Here is a 17332-nt window from a genome sequence, read left to right on the forward strand (position 1 = left end):
GGCATAAACGCGAGAGAAAATACCTCTCTCGCATTTATTCCACGGTCCTCTTGACCCCCTTTCAGCCATCACTTCCCAGGCTCTCCCAAATGAACCAAAAACCATGAAACGAAGCATACAAGGGGAGCCTGTCGGGACCTCCCAACACTTTCATTCGCACCCGAGGGCAGGAAATCGTGAGGAACGAATGGATTCCCGCTTGCGCGGGAATGACGAAAGCCGGCGCTGGCCGGAGTGCCGTCTTGCCCGAGTCGTCTCGTGGAATCCCCGTATCCGCGTATCCAGTGCCGCTTTGCACGAGTGTGGCGCTTGCCCGCGAGCCCGCACGGGTCGAAGCGGGCGACAGCCGTCGTAGGGTCGCTTGATTCGTGGGACTCACCTGAATGAGTTGGCAGACAGAAATTTCTGCACTCCCTGGGTTTGATACCCCCAGGAGAACCGTGCTGTGCAACCGGATAGATAGAGGAGCAAGGAATTGTCATTGAAGGAAATGAAGATGAGCCGGAAGTTGGCTCTTCTGATCGCGTTGCCGGTGCTGTCGTCGGCCGGTTTTGGCATGTGGTTGTGGATTGTCGTCGGACACATCAACGATTCGGTCAAACAGGTCCGGCACGAAAGCATCGTTTACGCCATGTTGGCGAAAGACATGGAGAAAGACGTGATTCAGGTGCAACAGTATCTCTCGGATATCTCGGCGACCCGTGCCCAGGACGGTCTCGATGACGGCATCAAGAAGGCGCAGGATGCCTATGACGGCTTTACGCACAAGGCAGACCGCTTCCGGCAGAGGTACCAGGCTGAAAACAACCCGCGGGCGGTGCAGGAAATGGACGCCATCGAAGTTCGCCTGGGGGCTTATTTCAAGATTGGCAACGAGATGGCAAAAGCCTATATCGCTGGCGGCCCGGCGGCAGGAAACAAGCTGATGGGCGACTTCGACGCTGCCAGTGAGGCTCTGCAGGAAGCACTGGGTCCTTTTATCGAATCCCAATTAAACGAGGCAACAGCCCACCTCAGTGAAACCGAAAATGCCACAAGGGAAGTCAGAACAATCGCGGCGTTGCTGAATCTTGGCATCATCGTGGCTTCCTCGGTCCTGGCGACGCTGCTTATCCGCGGCATCCTGGCACAGTTGGGCGGTGAACCGTCGGAGGTGGCCAGGATCGTCGCACAAGTCGCCGAAGGCAACCTGACGGTGCACGTCGATACCCGTGCCAACGATTCCGGGAGCATTCTGGCCGGCATCCGGACGATGATCGCCAGACTTTCCGAAATCATCGGCGAAGTCCGTAGCACCGCCGATAACCTCGGTAATGCCTCGGGCCAGGTCTCGGCAACGGCGCAGTCGCTCTCGCAATCTTCGAGCGAACAGGCCGCTTCGGTCGAAGAGACCACTGCCAGCGTTGAGCAGATGAGTGCGTCGATCGTCCAGAACACCGAGAACGCCAAAGTCACCGACGGCATGGCCTCGACCGCTTCGCGGCAGGCGATCGAAGGTGGCGAGGCCGTTGCCCGCACCGTCGAGGCGATGAAGACCATCGCCGACAAGATCGGCATCGTCGACGACATCGCCTACCAGACCAACCTGCTGGCCTTGAACGCGGCCATCGAAGCCGCGCGCGCCGGCGAACACGGCAAGGGTTTCGCCGTCGTCGCGGCCGAGGTGCGAAAGTTGGCGGAACGCTCGCAGGTCGCCGCGCAGGAAATCGGCAATGTCGCCAAGGAGTCGGTGAAACTCGCCGAACGCGCCGGCTCGCTGCTCGGCGACATGGTGCCGTCGATCCGGAAAACCTCCGACCTCGTGCAGGAGATCGCCGCTGCCTCGCAGGAGCAGCGTTCGGGCGTCGGCCAGATCAACGGCGCAATGGGGCAGCTCAACCAGGCGACGCAGCAGAACGCTTCGGCCTCCGAAGAACTTGCCGCCACCGCCGAGGAACTCGGCAGCCAGGCCGCGCAACTGCAGGATCTGATGACCTTCTTTCGGCTCGCCGAGAGCAGCCGCAGCGCTGTTACAGGCCGCCCTCTCGCCCCGGCCGCGCGCGCACAGGCAAGCTCCGCGCGCACCAGGAGAACGGCCCGCGCCGCCGAGGCAGCGGCCGGCCACGACTTTGAGCGTTTCTGAGGAGGGCCCCGATCACCACGGCCCGGCCGGCAAGCGGCCCAATGAGCAGAACTGCCTCCTCCCGTATCTTTCAATCAGCATATTTACCCTGTTACCAAAGAGGTAATAAACCATGTTTAAGAACAGCAACTTGCGCACAAAGCTTATTGTCAACCTGGTCTTCGGCTGCGGCATTCTGGTCGGCGCGATCGTGTTCTGCTTGCTGCAAACCAAATCCATAGGGCGCGACAGCGAACAAATCTCCACGAGAATACTTCCAGCATTGCAGAAGACTACCGAAATCAGCCAGTTGCGCCTGCGCTATCGGGTACGCAGCCTCGAGTGGCTGCTCGCCGAAACGACAGAAGAAAGAGCGAAAATCGAGGCCTCGCTGCACAAACTCGACGCCAGCCTCGATGAAGTCTTGCGGAAGTACGAACTGCTGCTATCGCACGACGACGAGAAGGAGGCTTTTCAGGAGACCGTCAAAGCAGTGTTGGCTTACCGAAAAACTGTTTTGGAGGCAATCGAGTTGGCCAAGTCGGGGCAGTTCGGCCAGGCTCAATCGCTACGCAAGACGACATGGGTCAAGGCGGCTGACAACCTGCGTGACAAGACCGACAAACTGCAGACGATCAATCTCGAGAGAGCCGAATCGGCCGTGGGCGATGCCAGCGCCAAGGTGGGAACGATGTTGACTCGCGTATCGTGGGCTCTGATCCTCGGTGTCTTGCTCGCAACCATCATCACCTTCCTGATCGCGCAGAGCCTTGCCACTCGAATCCAGGCCAGTGTCGTCGCAGCCCGGCGGCTCGCCACCGGTGACCTCTCCGTCGCCCTCGAAGCCGACGGGAAGGACGAAATCGGCCAGTTGACGATCGCCATGCAGAATATGAGTGGCAAGCTGGCCGAGATCATCGGCGAAGTCCGCAGCGCCGCCGACAACCTTAACAACGCCTCGGGCCAGGTTTCATCGACCGCCCAGTCGCTCTCGCAATCCTCCAGCGAACAGGCGGCTTCGGTCGAGGAAACCACCGCCAGTATGGAAGAGATGAGCGCCTCGATCGTCCAGAACACCGAGAACGCCAAAGTCACCAACGGCATGGCCGCGACCGCTGCGCGGCAGGCGAGCGAAGGCGGCGAAGCTGTCGCCCGGACGGTCGAAGCGATGAAGACCATTGCCGACAAGATCGGCATCGTCGACGACATCGCCTACCAGACCAACCTGCTGGCCCTGAACGCGGCCATCGAAGCCGCGCGCGCCGGCGAACACGGCAAGGGTTTTGCCGTCGTCGCCGCCGAGGTCCGGAAACTCGCCGAGCGCTCGCAGGTCGCCGCACAGGAAATCGGCCAGGTGGCCAGGGAATCGGTGAAACTCGCTGAACGCGCCGGTGCGCTGTTCGGCGAAATGCTGCCGTCGATCCAGAAGACCTCGGATCTCGTTCAGGAAATCGCTGCCGCCTCGCAGGAGCAGCGTTCGGGCGTCGGCCAGATCAACGGCGCAATGGGGCAGCTCAACCAGGCGACGCAGCAGAACGCCTCGGCCTCCGAAGAACTCGCCGCCACCGCCGAGGAACTCGGCAGCCAGGCGGCGCAACTGCAGGAGTTGATGGCCTTCTTCCGCCTGACCGAAGAAGGTCGCAGTGCCGCGCCAGCCAGGCGTGAATGACAAAGCTTGTACTCAGGAGGTCACGGCCATGCATCTTTTCCAGAAAATACTGATTCCACCTACAGTCTGCATGATCTTCATGCTAGTCTTGAGCGTCGTCGGCTACCAGTCGCTCGACGTACAGCGGCAGGCGATCGACGAGTTGTTCAATACCCGCGTCAAGCACCTGCAGCTTGCTCTCCAGGTCCGTGAAGGTATTCTGGATGTTCATTCCCGCACCTACCGTCTGATGACATGGGCCGGAACACTCGATGAAAAGACGCTCACGGCCGACAGCAAGGCGCTGCTTGCCGACGCCGACAAGGTCATCGCGAGCTTCGGCAAATGGGCGGCCGATCCTGGGCTGGCCGACAGCGAAGCAAAGCTGGCCAAGGACATTGCGGCGATGCTGATCAAGTACAAGACCCATGCAGCCAACGGACTGGACTTCGCCCTGACCGACGACATGACCCTCGGACTAACCGCAATGAAAGCCACCGACGAAAGTTTCAGGATGCTCGCAGCGCTGAGCGATGAACTCGTCAAGGTCGAGGAAAAGCTGAGCCAGGAGGCATTCGATCTCTCGAACAGCACTTATCGCCGGGCGATCACGGTGACCGTTACTGCGCTGCTTGCGGCACTTGTTCTGGCGATCGGCATCAGCCTCCTGATCACGCGCAACATCACACGACCGGTCAATGAACTGCTCGACGTGACCCGGCGCCTCGGTGACGGCGACCTGACGGTGCGCATCAGGCATTCCGGCAAGGACGAAATCGGCCAGATGCTGTCAGCCCAGCAGGGTCTGATCGGCAAACTCAATGCAATCATCGGCGAGGTCAAGGGTGCCAGCGACGCGCTGTCCAATGCCTCGGGCCAGGTCTCGGCGACAGCCCAGTCGCTCTCGCAATCTTCGAGCGAACAGGCCGCTTCGGTCGAGGAAACGACGGCCAGCATGGAAGCGATGAGCGCGTCGATCGTCCAGAACACCCAAAATGCACACTTGACCGATCAGATGGCCTCGACCGCTGCCCGGCAGGCCGTCGAAGGTGGCGAGGCGGTCGACAAAACCGTCGAGGCAATGCAGACCATTGCCGACCGGATCGGCATCGTCGACGACATCGCCTACCAGACCAATCTGCTGGCCTTGAACGCGGCCATCGAAGCGGCGCGCGCCGGCGAACACGGCAAGGGTTTCGCCGTCGTCGCCGCCGAGGTGAGAAAGCTTGCCGAGCGCTCGCAGGTCGCTGCGCAGGAAATCGGCCACGTCGCCAGGGAGTCGGTGAAACTCGCCGAACAGGCTGGCGCGCTACTCGGCCAGATGGTGCCGTCGATCCGGAAAACCTCCGACCTCGTCCAGGAAATCGCCGCCGCCTCGCAGGAGCAGCGTTCGGGTGTCGGCCAGATCAACGGCGTGATGGGACAGCTCAACCAGGCGACGCAGCAGAACGCTTCGGCCTCGGAAGAACTCGCCGCCACCGCCGAGGAACTCGGCAGCCAGGCCGCGCAACTGCAGGAACTGATGACCTTTTTCCGGTTGGCTGAGGAAGGCCGCAACGAGGCGACGGCGCGACTGTCTGCTCCGGCTGCGGCCGCACTGCCACGCACCAGGCAACCGGGCCGCGTCGCCAGCACGGCCTCGTCTGACCACGATTTCGAACGTTTTTGAGGAGAAACCCGCCCATGACCCAGATCACCCCCGCCCGTCCCGCCGCCAATGCCGTCGCCCGGCGCGCCGCAACCGCCTTGCAGGCGCAGCAGACTGCGACCGAAAGCCCGCAGCAATACCTGACCTTCGTTCTCGGCGGCGAGATGTTCGCCGTCGGCATCCTCAACGTCAAGGAAATCATCGAGTACGGCCATCTCACCGAGATCCCGATGATGCCGGCGTTCATCCGCGGCGTCATCAACCTGCGCGGCGCCGTCGTCCCGGTCATCGACCTCGCGGCGCGCTTCGGTGGCGCCCAGAGTCAGGCAGGAAAACGCACCTGCATCGTCATCGTCGAAGTCAGCGAGAACGACTTTCGTCACGACATCGGGATCATGGTCGACGCGGTCTCTGAAGTCATCGAGATCCCGGCCAGCGACATCGAACCGCCGCCATCGTTCGGCGCCCGCATCCGTGCTGACTTCATTCACGGCATGGGCAAGGTCGCCGGCAAGTTCGTGATCCTCCTCAACATCGTCAAGGTGCTGTCGATCGACGAGATTGCGATGCTGGCGCAGGTCGCTGGCGATCATGCAGGTAGCGTCGGAGTCTAGGAAGTGTTCCATCATCTGACAATCAGGACGCGCATCATCGGCTTGGTCGTTCTGTTGATCACGAGCATCGTGGTCGTAGCCTTCCTGGGCCTCGACCTCGCGGCGAACAGTCACCAGGACGGCCGCAAGATGTACGAAACGAGCATGAAGCCGATACAGACCGTCGACGAGGTATCCCGTCTGATGTCGGCAAACCGTGCGCAGCTCATGTTGGCCTTGCAACACGACCCGGCGAACCCCCTGGCGAATCTGCACGACCATCCGGTCGCCATGCACACCGACGCGATCGGCCGCGACATCGATCAGATCAATGCCTTGTGGGCATCCTACGTCAAACTGATTGACGACCCGGAAGAGCAGAAACTGGCCGACCGCTTCGCCGAAATTCGCCAGCGTTACGTTCAGGAAGCGCTGATACCGGCACGCGGGATGATCCTGGCCGGTCAGTTTGCCGACGGACAGGTCACCCTGCTCAAGAAGGTCAACCCGCTCTACCAGGAGGCCAGCCAGGCCGGTTCCAGGGTGCGCGCGTTTCTCGACAAGGCGGCGACCGACCGTCTGCAGGCGCAGGAAAACCGTTTCTCGGGCACACGCAAGCTCCTCGTCGTTGCCATCGTCGTTCTCCTGCTCGTGGCGGGGATGCTGTCGTTCTGGATCATCCGCTCGATCACACGGCCGCTCGGGCAGGCCGTGAACGCTGCCAACGCACTTGCCGCCGGCGATCTCGGCGTGCGCATCCAGGCGCGCAGCAAGGACGAAGTCGGCCAGCTCATGTCGGCGATGCAGGCCATGGTCGGCAAGCTCGGCGAGATCATCGGCGAAGTCCGTACCACGGCCGATAACCTCGGCAATGCCTCGGGCCAGGTCTCGGCAACGGCGCAGTCGCTCTCGCAATCATCCAGCGAACAGGCCGCTTCGGTCGAACAGACTACCGCCAGCGTCGAGCAGATGAGTGTGTCGATCGTCCAGAACACCGAGAACGCCAAAGTCACCGACGGCATGGCCGCCACCGCTTCGCGGCAGGCGATCGAAGGTGGCGAGGCCGTTGCCCGCACCGTCGAGGCGATGAAGACCATCGCCGACAAGATCGGCATCGTCGACGACATCGCCTACCAGACCAACCTGCTGGCCTTGAACGCGGCCATCGAAGCCGCGCGCGCCGGCGAACACGGCAAGGGTTTCGCCGTCGTCGCGGCCGAGGTGCGAAAGTTGGCGGAACGCTCGCAGGTCGCCGCGCAGGAAATCGGCAATGTCGCCAAGGAGTCGGTGAAACTCGCCGAACGCGCCGGCTCGCTGCTCGGCGACATGGTGCCGTCGATCCGGAAAACCTCCGACCTCGTGCAGGAGATCGCCGCTGCCTCGCAGGAGCAGCGTTCGGGCGTCAGTCAGATCAACGGCGTGATGGGACAGCTCAACCAGGCGACGCAGCAGAACGCTTCGGCCTCGGAAGAACTCGCCGCCACTGCCGAGGAACTCGGCAGCCAGGCGGCGCAACTGCAGGAACTGATGACCTTCTTCCGCCTGGCCAACAGCGGCCGCCCCAGTGCGGCGATGAGCAGCGTGGCCCAATGAGCAACCCGCGCGACCTCGAGCGCCTGGCGCGGCACGTCAATCCTGGCGGCTGGGCGATCGAGAGCGAACGACCAATCGCCACCCTCCTCGGCTCGTGTGTCGCCGTCTGCCTGTGGGACCCGCAGCTCCGCGTCGGCGGCCTGAATCACTTCATGTTGCCGAAATTCGAGAAATCGGCCAACAAGGACCTCGACGTCCTGCTTTGCGGCAATTTCTGCATGGAAGCGCTGATCAACGGCATGCTCGCTCGTGGCGCCCAGAAGAAGCGTCTGCAGAGCAAGGCTTTCGGTGGCGGCAATGTCATTTCATCGCTGACCGGCGTCAGCATCGGCGAGCGCAACGCCGAGTTCGCGCGCGAATGGCTGGCGCGCGAGGGCATCCAGTTGGTCGCCTCGGACCTGATGGGGCCGTGGTCGCGCAAGGTGATCCTCGACCCGCAGACCGGCGAAGCCTTCTGCAAGCGCGGGCAGACCAACCAGAGCATTGCCGAAGCGGAAAGCAGCTACGCCAGCACACTCTTCGTCGCACCCAAGAAGACCGACATCGAGCTATTCTGAGAACCTATGAACCCTTCCGAATCCCCGATCACCGACCAGGAGTTCGCGCTCTTCCAGCGGCTGATCTACAAGCTGGCCGGCATCAGCCTGTCCGATGCCAAGCGCGTGCTGCTGGTGGGCCGCCTCGGCCGCCGTCTCGCGCATTACAAATTCGACACGTACTCCCAGTATTATCGGCTGGTGTCCTCCGGTCAGCATCCCCAGGAACTGCAGCAGATGATCGATCTGCTGACCACCAACGAAACCTATTTCTTCCGTGAACCACAGCACTTCGACTTCCTGCGCGACGTGATTCTCAAGGAGCGGCGCGGGGCAGGCGCTTTCCGCATCTGGAGCGGCGCCAGTTCGAGCGGCGAAGAGGCCTACTCGATGGCGATGGTACTCGCCGAGCATTGCAACGACGCCTCCTGGGAGGTATTCGGGTCGGACATCAGCCTGACCGTCCTGGCGCGAGCACAGGCGGGGGTATATGCGCAGGAACGGATTTCCGGCATTCCGCCAGGCTACTTGCGCAAGTATTGCCTGAAAGGCATACGCTCGCAGGAAGGCAAGCTGTTGATCGACAACCAGCTCAAGCAACGTGTCCGTTTCGCACAGGTGAACCTGACGCAGCCGATCACCGGCGTCGGCGACTTCGACGTGATTTTCCTGCGCAACGTGATGATCTATTTCGATGCCGAAACGAAGCGCAAGGTGATCGAGAACATGCTGCCGCACCTGAAACCGAATGGCTATTTCATCGTCGGCCATTCTGAATCGCTGCACGGCATCAGCAACCGGCTGCAGGCCCTGAAACCGACCATTTATCGAAGACCCCGGTAGCGATCGAGGAACGCGAGGCTGCAGGCCGGCACGACGGGCTGATCCGCTTTTCGACCGGACTTGACGAAGATAGCTCGGAAACCATGGCGCGCATCGAGCGCTGCCCTGGCGCAGCCGGTATCCATCCCGGCAGATGACATCGCCCCACAGCCGGCGATGGTCTGTCGCCGACCTCCGGAGGAAGGTCACGGCACTGCCCGGAAAAATTTTTTCCGCTGCCGATGCGCCGCAAGCCAGTGATTTCACGGCTTTTCCCGAAGTCTGCAGGGCTGTCGGCGAATAACTACATATAGTCTCATGGTTGCCTTTAAACACTATATGCAGTAGCTTTACGTCTGTCCCGCCCTGCAGCCAGCGGCTTTGCCGAACCTGGATCTGCACGTTCAGGCACGCCCATCAGCCGCACCGCGTCGATCCAGCTGGTGCCGGCAAGCCGTACCCATTTCTTTGCCATCCATCCTATGGAGGACGACCCATGAGCCAGCTCGCACATCAGCTTCCCCTGTCCGAAGTCGCCGAAGCTCCCGCGATCGCGCCACTTGCCGAGCAGGAAATCGCCGCCGAAGTACTCGTCGAAAAATATGCCAAGGGTCATGAACTCTCGGTTCACGACGTGCGCCGTCGCGTCGCCCGTGCCCTTGCCGCTGCCGAGGAAGAAAAGCAGCGCGCACACTGGGAAGCGCGCTTCCTGTGGGCGCAGGAGAACGGCTTCGTGCCGGCCGGACGCATCAACTCGGCCGCCGGCACGACGCTCGCGGCGACGCTGATCAACTGCTTCGTGCAGCCGATTGGCGATTCGGTGGTCGAGATCGTCGATGACAAGCCCGGCATCTACAGCGCCCTGGCCGAGGCTGCCGAAACCATGCGGCGGGGTGGTGGCGTCGGTTACGACTTCTCGTCGATCCGCCCGATCGGCGCGCTGGTCAAGGGCACGCAGTCGCGCGCCTCCGGTCCGGTCTCCTACATGCGCGTTTTCGACCGCTCGTGCGAGACCGTCGAATCCGCCGGCGCCCGCCGTGGTGCGCAGATGGGCGTGCTGCGCTGCGACCATCCGGATATCGAAGTTTTCATCCACGCCAAGGACCATGGCGACCTCTCCAACTTCAACGTCTCGATCGCCGTCACCGACGCTTTCATGCAGGCCGTCGAAGCCGATGGCGAAGTCGAACTGACGCACCGCGCCGAGCCCAGTCTGGACATGAAGCGCGACGGCGCCTTCCAGCGCGAAGACGGCGTCTGGGTGTACCGCCGCGTGCGCGCCCGCGACCTCTGGGATCAGGTGATGAAATCCACCTACGACCACGCCGAACCGGGAATCCTCTTCCTCGACCGCATGAACCGGGACAACAACCTCTACTACTGCGAAGTCATCGAGGCCACCAACCCTTGCGTCACCGCCGATGCATGGGTGATGACCGACCAGGGTGCGCGGCAAGTCAAGGATCTCATAGGCAAGCCCTTCAATGCGGTCGTCGACGGCCAAAGCTACGCCACAGAATCAATGGGCTTTTTTGCCACCGGAATCAAGCCGGTGCTGCGCCTGTCCACCCGCGAAGGCCATGCCCTGCGGCTTACGGCTGACCATCCGGTGCGCAAAGTGACGCTCAAGACCCGTTATCGCGTCGAAGCGGAGTGGGTCAAAGCCGGCGAGCTGCGTCCAGAAGATGAAATCATGCTGCACGACCACCGCCCACTTGAAAACTGGGCCGGTGCTCATACCGAGGCCGAGGGCTATCTCGTTGGCCTGCTGGTAGGCGATGGCACACTGAAACACGACGAGGCCGTGCTGAGCGTATGGGACAACGAAGCACGCCGCGTCGCCAATGGCGGCAATGAAGTGTCTCTCGCTGCCCGCGGCATCATGGCTGCCGCCGAAGCTGCTGCGCTGACCCTGCCCCACCGCGACGATTTCCGCGGTTGGCAGCGCCCGATCGAAGGCCGCGGCGAATACCGCATGGCGCTCGGCGCCCTGCGCACACTGGCGCTGTCGCTGGGCATGGCGCCCGGCACCAAGCGGCTGACGCCGGCGGTCGAGACCGCTTCATCCGACTTCTATCGCGGCTTGCTGCGCGGGCTGTTCGACAGCGACGGTTCAGTGCAGGGCTCGCAACTCAAGGGCGTCAGCCTGCGCTTGACCCAAGCCGACGCGGGCAACCTCGAATCCGCGCAACGCATGCTGCTGCGCCTGGGCATCAGTTCCACCATCTATCGCCAGCGCCGGCCCGCCCAACTGCAAATGCTGCCCGACGGCAAAGGCGGCCGGCGCGAATACGGTTCCCGCGCTGTCCATGAACTCGTCATTGCCGGCGAAAACGTCCAGCGCTATGCCGAAACCATAGGATTCGCCGACGCGGACAAGGCTGCGCGTCTCTCCGTACTGATCGCCACCTACCAGCGCACGCCCAATCGCGAACGCTTCACCGCCACCGTCGCCGCCATCGAGGATGACGGCGTAGCACCGGTATTCGATGTCACCGTTGCCGATGTGCACGCCTTCGATGCCAACGGTCTCTACCTGCACAATTGCGCTGAACAACCACTTCCGCCTTACGGTTGTTGCTGCCTGGGGTCGATCAACCTGACCCTGTTCGTCCGGGACGCCTTCAGCGCGCTCGCCGAGTTCGACTTCGAGGCTTTCGGCGAAGTCATCCAGGTGTCGACGCGCATGCTCGACAACGTCCTCGATGTCACCGCCTGGCCGCTCGTCCGCCAGCGCGAGGAAGCCGCCAACAAGCGCCGCGTCGGGCTCGGCTTCACCGGCCTCGGCGACACCCTGTGCATGCTGCGTCTGCGTTACGACCGCCCGGAAGCGACCGCGATGGGCGCGCGCATCTCCGAATTCATGCGCGACACCGCCTACCGCGCGTCGGTCGAACTGGCGAAGGAACGCGGCGCCTTCCCGCTGTTCAACGCCGAACTCTACCTCTCGGGCGGCAACTTCGCCTCGCGCCTGCCCGCCGAAATCAAGCAGGAAATCCGCAAACACGGCCTGCGCAACTCGCACCTCCTGTCGATCGCGCCGACCGGGACGATCTCGCTGGCCTTCGCCGACAACGCCTCGAACGGCATCGAACCGCCGTTCTCCTGGACCTACAGCCGCAAGAAGCGGATGGCCGACGGCACGCTCAAGGAATACGCCGTCGAGGATTACGCCTGGCGCCTCTACAAACACCGCGGCGGCGATGTCGACAAGCTCCCCGACTACTTCGTCACCGCCCTCGAAATCTCGGCGCAGGCGCACAAGAACATGGTCGCCGCGGTTGCCCCGTACATCGACACTTCGATCTCCAAGACGGTCAATGTGCCGGCCGATTACCCCTATGAGGACTTCCAGGATCTCTACCTGAGCGCCTGGAAATCCGGCCTCAAGGGACTCGCCACCTACCGCCCGAACACCATTCTCGGGTCGGTGCTGTCAGTCGGTTCACAGTCACCGTCCATTTCGCAGAAACAGGCCGACGACAAAAAGCAGCCGCAGGATTTCGTCACCGGCGACGCCAACCGCCGCCTGACCATCAAGACCCTGCCAGCGCCGGTGCTCGCCAGCCTGCGCTGGCCGAACCGCCCGCACCTGCCGGAGGGCAACATGGCCTGGACCTACATGATCGAACACACGCACGGCAAGTTTGCGCTCTTCGTCGGCCAGGTCGACCAGGACGAACGCCGCTGGCCCTTCGAAGTCTGGGTCAATGGCCCCGAGCAGCCGCGCGGCCTCGGCGCCGTCGCCAAGACGCTGTCGATGGACATGCGCGCCAACGACCACGGCTGGCTGGCGCTGAAACTCGAATCGCTGTCCAAGACCGCCAGCGACGAGAGTTTCGAGATGCCTTTCCCGCCGCACGGCGAGCGCAAACGCATGCCCTCGGTGGTCGCCGCGATGGCCCGACTGATCCAGTTTCATGTCGAACGTCTCGGCGCTTTCGAGTACGAAGGCACGACCCCGGTACTCGACGCGATGTTCAGCCTCAAGGAACCGAAGACCGGCACCGACGGCACATTGTCGTGGACCGTCGATGTCTATAACCCGGCGACCAGCGAAGACTTCGTCCTCGGCCTCAAGGAAATCACCCTGCCCAACGGCGTCACCCGCCCCTACTCGGTGTGGCTCTCCGGCCACTACCCGCGCGCCCTCGACGGCCTGACCAGACTCCTGTCACTCGACATGCGCGTCATCGACCCGGCGTGGATCGGCATGAAGCTGCGGAAACTCCTCGACTACCCCGAACCGCTCGGCGACTTCATGGCCTTCATCCCCGGCACCCGCCGCCAGACCACCTACCCCTCGACGGTGGCCTACCTCGCACAACTGATCATCCACCGCTACGCGATGCTCGGCATCCTCGACGAAACCGGCCTGCCCAGGCAGCAGATGGGGATTCTGCAGACGCCGGCAGGCAGCACGGCTACGCCGCCGACACCGGGAAAGCTCTGTGGCGAGTGCGGGAATCTGACGGTGATCCGGAAGGATGGGTGTGATTTCTGTACGGCTTGCGGGGCGGTGGGGAGTTGTGGGTGAGGGGGTGCACGGCCGGGGGCATTTGCGGGGCTCCTGGCCCTTCCAAGGGTCGAGCAGATTGAAGCGCGCCGTGACGCAATTACCGATATTGTTAGTGAATACACAAGGAAGTACTGCAGTTGTTTTTCAAAAGATTTTCTGGACGCAAAATGCGCGCAAAGGGGCTGCTGACGCAAATTGTTGCGTCAAGTAGGATTGCTACTTCACGTTGGGCGCTGAGGCCTCAAGATGGTCGTTGGGCTCTGGGTCAATCGGTCTGGGTTCTTTGGAGAACGCATGCGAAACGGTCGCGCTTGCTCGGGGGGCGTACTGGCCATCCCCGTCGCGCCTCGGCGGGGGTTGCCAGGCGGCAATGCGCTGGCCTGGCGTGCGGCCGGCGTGGCGTCGTGGGTTGGGCCAGTCGGTGGCCGCCTAGGCCCACCCCACGAGCGGGAAGCTTCCCCACGACGGCGTCCAACATCTCATTCCACCGGACGCCGGTGCAGCGCTGTTGCCACTTCGGCAACGCCTCGTCCCGGCGCCGGTGAATTCCCACGTTAGCCATCATGAGACACATCCCCGGCTTCTGGCATGACGCCCCTCCTGACCCTGTTCCAGTCGAACCACTTTGGCAAGACTTTGTGCGCACTACGGGTGGGCTACTTGTCCAAGAGACACTGCCCGAACCGCGGGCATTCGAGAACGCTGACTTCGCCTTTCCTCAACAGGGTGTGATCCTTGAGCTAAAGGAGATTGAAACTGAGTTCTCGGCGACGGCTTCATTCCGCAACGGCTTCCAGTCGCTCATGACGAGGCTGTTGGCAGAACAGCCGGAGTGGCGACCTTACTTGTTCGGCGGAGACGGTCGCGTTCCTGGATGGTTCAATCCCGAGCTTGTTCGTCTTTGCCGACCGCCGCTCTCCAGGATTCTCAAGAAGGCAAACCGGCAGTTGCGGCAGACGAAGAACGTCTTTGGAGTGGAGACGAATACTGGTGTGCTCATCCTTGTAAACGACGGTTTCACGTCAATCGGCCCCCATCTTGTTCAAGCACAGGTCTCTGAGCTTCTACTTCACTCGTACTCAGCCATCTCGTGCTGCGTCTACCAAACGATCAATCGATACATTGAGTTCCCGGGTGACCCTGAACCAAAGCTTCTCTGGGCTCCAGCCTATGCGGAGAGTGCGCCCGATTCGTTAGTAGCGTTCATCGATGATTTGGGTGGAAAGTGGGCTGACTTTCTGGAGGACAGGCTCGGGCCCTTCACTTCGCGCGCCGGGTCAAGCTTGGGGTCAAGCCTTGCAAGCTTGGGGTCAAGTCTTGCAATCATGCATCCATGCCCAACCCTGCGCTCCAGGCGACCGGCCGCATGAAGCCGCGGCCGTCGCCTGATATCTCACGTTGCACGTTGGGCCTCACTATGAGCACGCCGTATGAAGTTTGACGCAACTACGGCATTGCCGTATATTACATCCCATGTTTACGGTCATCGAAACCCCTACCTTCGTACGCCTCGCCAGCAACTGCTGGAACGATGAAGATCGAAACACATTTATCACCTTCATCGCCGGAAACCCAGATGCTGGGGATGTTGTCCCCGGATCGGGAGGTGTAAGGAAAGCCCGCTGGGGAAGTACGGGTCGTGGCAAACGTGGCGGACGAGTCATTTACTTCAATCGTCTCGCCAATGGAGAAATCTGGTTGTTGCTGGTCTACGGGAAATCCGTGCGTGAAAACATCCCGGCGCATGTACTTCGGCAGATTAAAGAGGAGATCGAAAATGCCTAAAGCAAAGCAAAAATCCGTCGGTCGTCAGCCGAAAATTGATATTGGCGCTGAACTGCTGACGTCAGTGCGCGAAATGAAGGCCGGTATCCGTGCACGTGTCCATCGTCCAGAGATTTCGGCAATTGCTCACGCCCGCCTGGTGTCAGGGCTTTCTCAAACCGCCTTCGCAGCGCTGCTTGGCGTTTCTGTTCGCACACTCCAAGACTGGGAACAAGGTCGCCGCGAACCATCAGGCGCAGCAAAGACCCTTCTCCGGGTGGCCGAACGGCATCCCGAGGTCTTGCAAGATCTCGCTGCGTAAAGGAGTGCGCGGGGTCAAGTCTTGTAACACATGTCAAAAAAGCCAAAAGGGAGCATCCTGGACGGCTAAAAAGGTGTATCTGCTTCTTGACTTGACGGTCGCCCCCGTTCTGACTAAAGGTCTTGCCGCGCCCCGCGTAGTCGAGGCGCAGCTATTTTGCCAGTCGCAGGGCCGCTTCAAGATTCAGGATTTCCAGATTGGGCAACGGGCGAAAGGCGGCGTCGTTGGTCACAAACAGGCGACAGCCAACCTGCCGAACCGCGGCCAGATGCACGGCGTCGGGTAGGCGCACGGGAAGCTGGGCACGCAGGCTGGCGGCGCTTTCCCAAATGGTTTGGGTGATCGTCACCAGCATGAAAGGCTGCCGATCAGTCAGAAGCTGTTTGTAAAGCAATACCTGTGGGGCCAACTGGTCGCGCAAAGGCTTGACCAATACCTCGGCAAGAGTGATTTCACCGGTCACTCCGGTGCAATCACCAGCGGCGACAGCGTTCAGTAGCGGCTCCATAACCGGGCGATGGCGTTCGACGCCCTCGACCACCTAGATGAAGCAACTGGTGTCGAAGTAGACTCTTCCGCCCTGATGGCGGGACAAGACGTCGGTCAGCGCTCCCATTCGGCGCGCAACGCCTGCAACTGCCGATCGATGTCTTCGACGTCGTTGGTTGTGTCGAAAACGCGCCCCAGACCCCAAAAACGCATGGGGTGGTACTGGAGAAGTCCTGCCACCCGCTGCGGGGAAACGACAAACGCATCTCCAACGACACGGAAAGAGGTGGCCCCGTTTGTTTGGACAGAAAACGTTCTTTGATAAGTGGAACATGGCCAGTTGCGGTCGGCTGACCGGTGATACGATTGGTTTTGACTTTCTGGGATTTTATCCGAACCGAATAGAGCTTGGTGGAGCTTGTGGGCGAAGGGACGTGCGGTGGGAAAGTCGCCAGACTTTTCCACCGCAAGCGGCCCGGTGCGCGACAGCGCATCGTCCACCAATCCACGGAGTCCCTTCCTCATGCCTTACGCCGCAGCGCGGGTGGCGGACGCGAGTGCCACGAAGTAGGCGGCATCCGGCGTCTGGCCATCCAGGGAGCGATGGGGTCATCGCTCGTTGTAGAAGCGGAGGTACGTGGCCAGATTGGCTTTCGCATCGGCAACGCGGTCATAGGCCTTGAGATACCCCTCCTCGTACTGGACGCTTTTCCAGAGGCGCTCGACAAAGACGTTGTCCCGCCAGGAGCCCTTGCCGTCCAGGCTGATCCGGATGTGGTGCGCCTTGAGCAGACCGGTGAACTCGCTGCTGGTGAACTGACCACCCTGATCGGTGTTGAAAATCTCCGGGCCACCGTAGCGGGGGATGGCTTCCCGCACCGCGTCCAGACAGAAGTCGGTCGTCAAGGTGTTGGAGAGCCGCCAGGCGAGCACCCGGCGCGAGTACCCGTCGATCACGGCGAACAGGGAGAGGAAGCCTCGGCGCATCGGGATGGTGGTGAGGTCCGCCGCCCACGCCGGATTGGGCCGCTCGATCGCTAGACCGCGCAGGAGATACGGATGGATTTCATCCCCCCGCTGCCGACGAGAGGTGTTGGGCTTCCGATAGAGGGCTTCGATCCCCATGCGCGCCATCCGGGTGCCGAGGTGCTGGCGCCCGGCCTGGAAGCCCTCGGGCGGACCTTCCCGGAGGCCTTCCAGTAAGCCATTGATTTGATGTAAAACATCAGAAAATCGCCAAAGATGTAGGCATGTAACTATAATAATTGTGTTTGACAAACAATGCTATATGTGCTTT

At 61.7% G+C, this 17332-nt stretch carries 11 protein-coding genes and 2 pseudogenes; 10 read left to right on the forward strand and 3 right to left on the reverse strand.

All coding sequences use genetic code 11. The features are described 5' to 3' along the window. Nucleotides 1–496: 496 nt before the first annotated feature. From V5B39_RS18480 to V5B39_RS18525, 10 genes and pseudogenes are all read left to right on the forward strand, one after another. Nucleotides 497–2122 (forward strand): methyl-accepting chemotaxis protein, encoded by a 1626-nt coding sequence (locus V5B39_RS18480; RefSeq protein ID WP_332344338.1) that lies wholly within the window; start codon nucleotides 497–499, stop codon nucleotides 2120–2122. 112 nt (nucleotides 2123–2234) lie between these two features. Then, nucleotides 2235–3752 (forward strand): annotated as a pseudogene (locus tag V5B39_RS18485) (methyl-accepting chemotaxis protein); the annotation flags it as partial. Between the two features lie 46 nt (nucleotides 3753–3798). Beyond that, entirely contained in the window at nucleotides 3799–5418 is a 1620-nt protein-coding gene (locus V5B39_RS18490) for a methyl-accepting chemotaxis protein (RefSeq protein ID WP_332344340.1), read from the forward strand. A 14-nt stretch (nucleotides 5419–5432) separates the two neighbouring features. Then, nucleotides 5433–6011 carry a chemotaxis protein CheW gene (locus V5B39_RS18495; RefSeq protein WP_332344341.1) on the forward strand — a complete coding sequence of 193 codons (579 nt, stop codon included), beginning with the start codon at nucleotides 5433–5435 and terminating at the stop codon, nucleotides 6009–6011. Nucleotides 6012–6014: 3 nt separating this feature from the next. Next, nucleotides 6015–7583 carry a methyl-accepting chemotaxis protein gene (locus tag V5B39_RS18500; protein WP_332344342.1) on the forward strand — a complete coding sequence of 523 codons (1569 nt, stop codon included), beginning with the start codon at nucleotides 6015–6017 and terminating at the stop codon, nucleotides 7581–7583. Continuing rightward, nucleotides 7580–8140 (forward strand): chemotaxis protein CheD, encoded by a 561-nt coding sequence (locus tag V5B39_RS18505; RefSeq protein WP_332344343.1) that lies wholly within the window; start codon nucleotides 7580–7582, stop codon nucleotides 8138–8140. Before V5B39_RS18500 ends, V5B39_RS18505 begins: the two co-directional genes overlap by 4 nt. Nucleotides 8141–8146: 6 nt before the next feature. After that, on the forward strand, nucleotides 8147–8962 hold the full coding sequence (locus V5B39_RS18510) for a CheR family methyltransferase (RefSeq protein WP_332344344.1): 816 nt from the start codon (nucleotides 8147–8149) through the stop codon (nucleotides 8960–8962). Nucleotides 8963–9437: 475 nt separating this feature from the next. Then, complete coding sequence (locus V5B39_RS18515) at nucleotides 9438–13478, forward strand: LAGLIDADG family homing endonuclease (protein ID WP_332344345.1); 4041 nt, start codon at nucleotides 9438–9440, stop codon at nucleotides 13476–13478. Between the two features lie 1455 nt (nucleotides 13479–14933). Continuing rightward, the gene (locus tag V5B39_RS18520; RefSeq protein ID WP_332344346.1) at nucleotides 14934–15245 is read left to right on the forward strand and encodes a transcriptional regulator; all 312 of its coding nucleotides are present in this window, start codon (nucleotides 14934–14936) and stop codon (nucleotides 15243–15245) included. After that, nucleotides 15238–15546, forward strand: a complete 309-nt coding sequence (locus V5B39_RS18525) for a helix-turn-helix domain-containing protein (RefSeq protein WP_332344347.1) — start codon at nucleotides 15238–15240, stop codon at nucleotides 15544–15546. Before V5B39_RS18520 ends, V5B39_RS18525 begins: the two co-directional genes overlap by 8 nt. 151 nt (nucleotides 15547–15697) lie before the next feature. Here the strand turns inward: V5B39_RS18525 and V5B39_RS18530 are convergent, their stop codons facing one another. From V5B39_RS18530 to V5B39_RS18540, 3 genes and pseudogenes are all read right to left on the reverse strand, one after another. Beyond that, a complete protein-coding gene (locus tag V5B39_RS18530; RefSeq protein ID WP_332344348.1) occupies nucleotides 15698–16009 on the reverse strand; it encodes a type II toxin-antitoxin system VapC family toxin in 312 nt (103 codons plus the stop codon). A gap of 140 nt (nucleotides 16010–16149) precedes the next feature. Then, complete coding sequence (locus V5B39_RS18535) at nucleotides 16150–16560, reverse strand: hypothetical protein (RefSeq protein ID WP_332344349.1); 411 nt, start codon at nucleotides 16558–16560, stop codon at nucleotides 16150–16152. A 3-nt stretch (nucleotides 16561–16563) separates the two neighbouring features. Then, nucleotides 16564–17208 (reverse strand): annotated as a pseudogene (locus V5B39_RS18540) (IS3 family transposase); the annotation flags it as partial. Nucleotides 17209–17332: the final 124 nt, after the last annotated feature.

This window comes from Accumulibacter sp., assembly GCF_036625275.1.
In the GTDB taxonomy this organism is placed as follows: Bacteria; Pseudomonadota; Gammaproteobacteria; order Burkholderiales; family Rhodocyclaceae; genus Accumulibacter.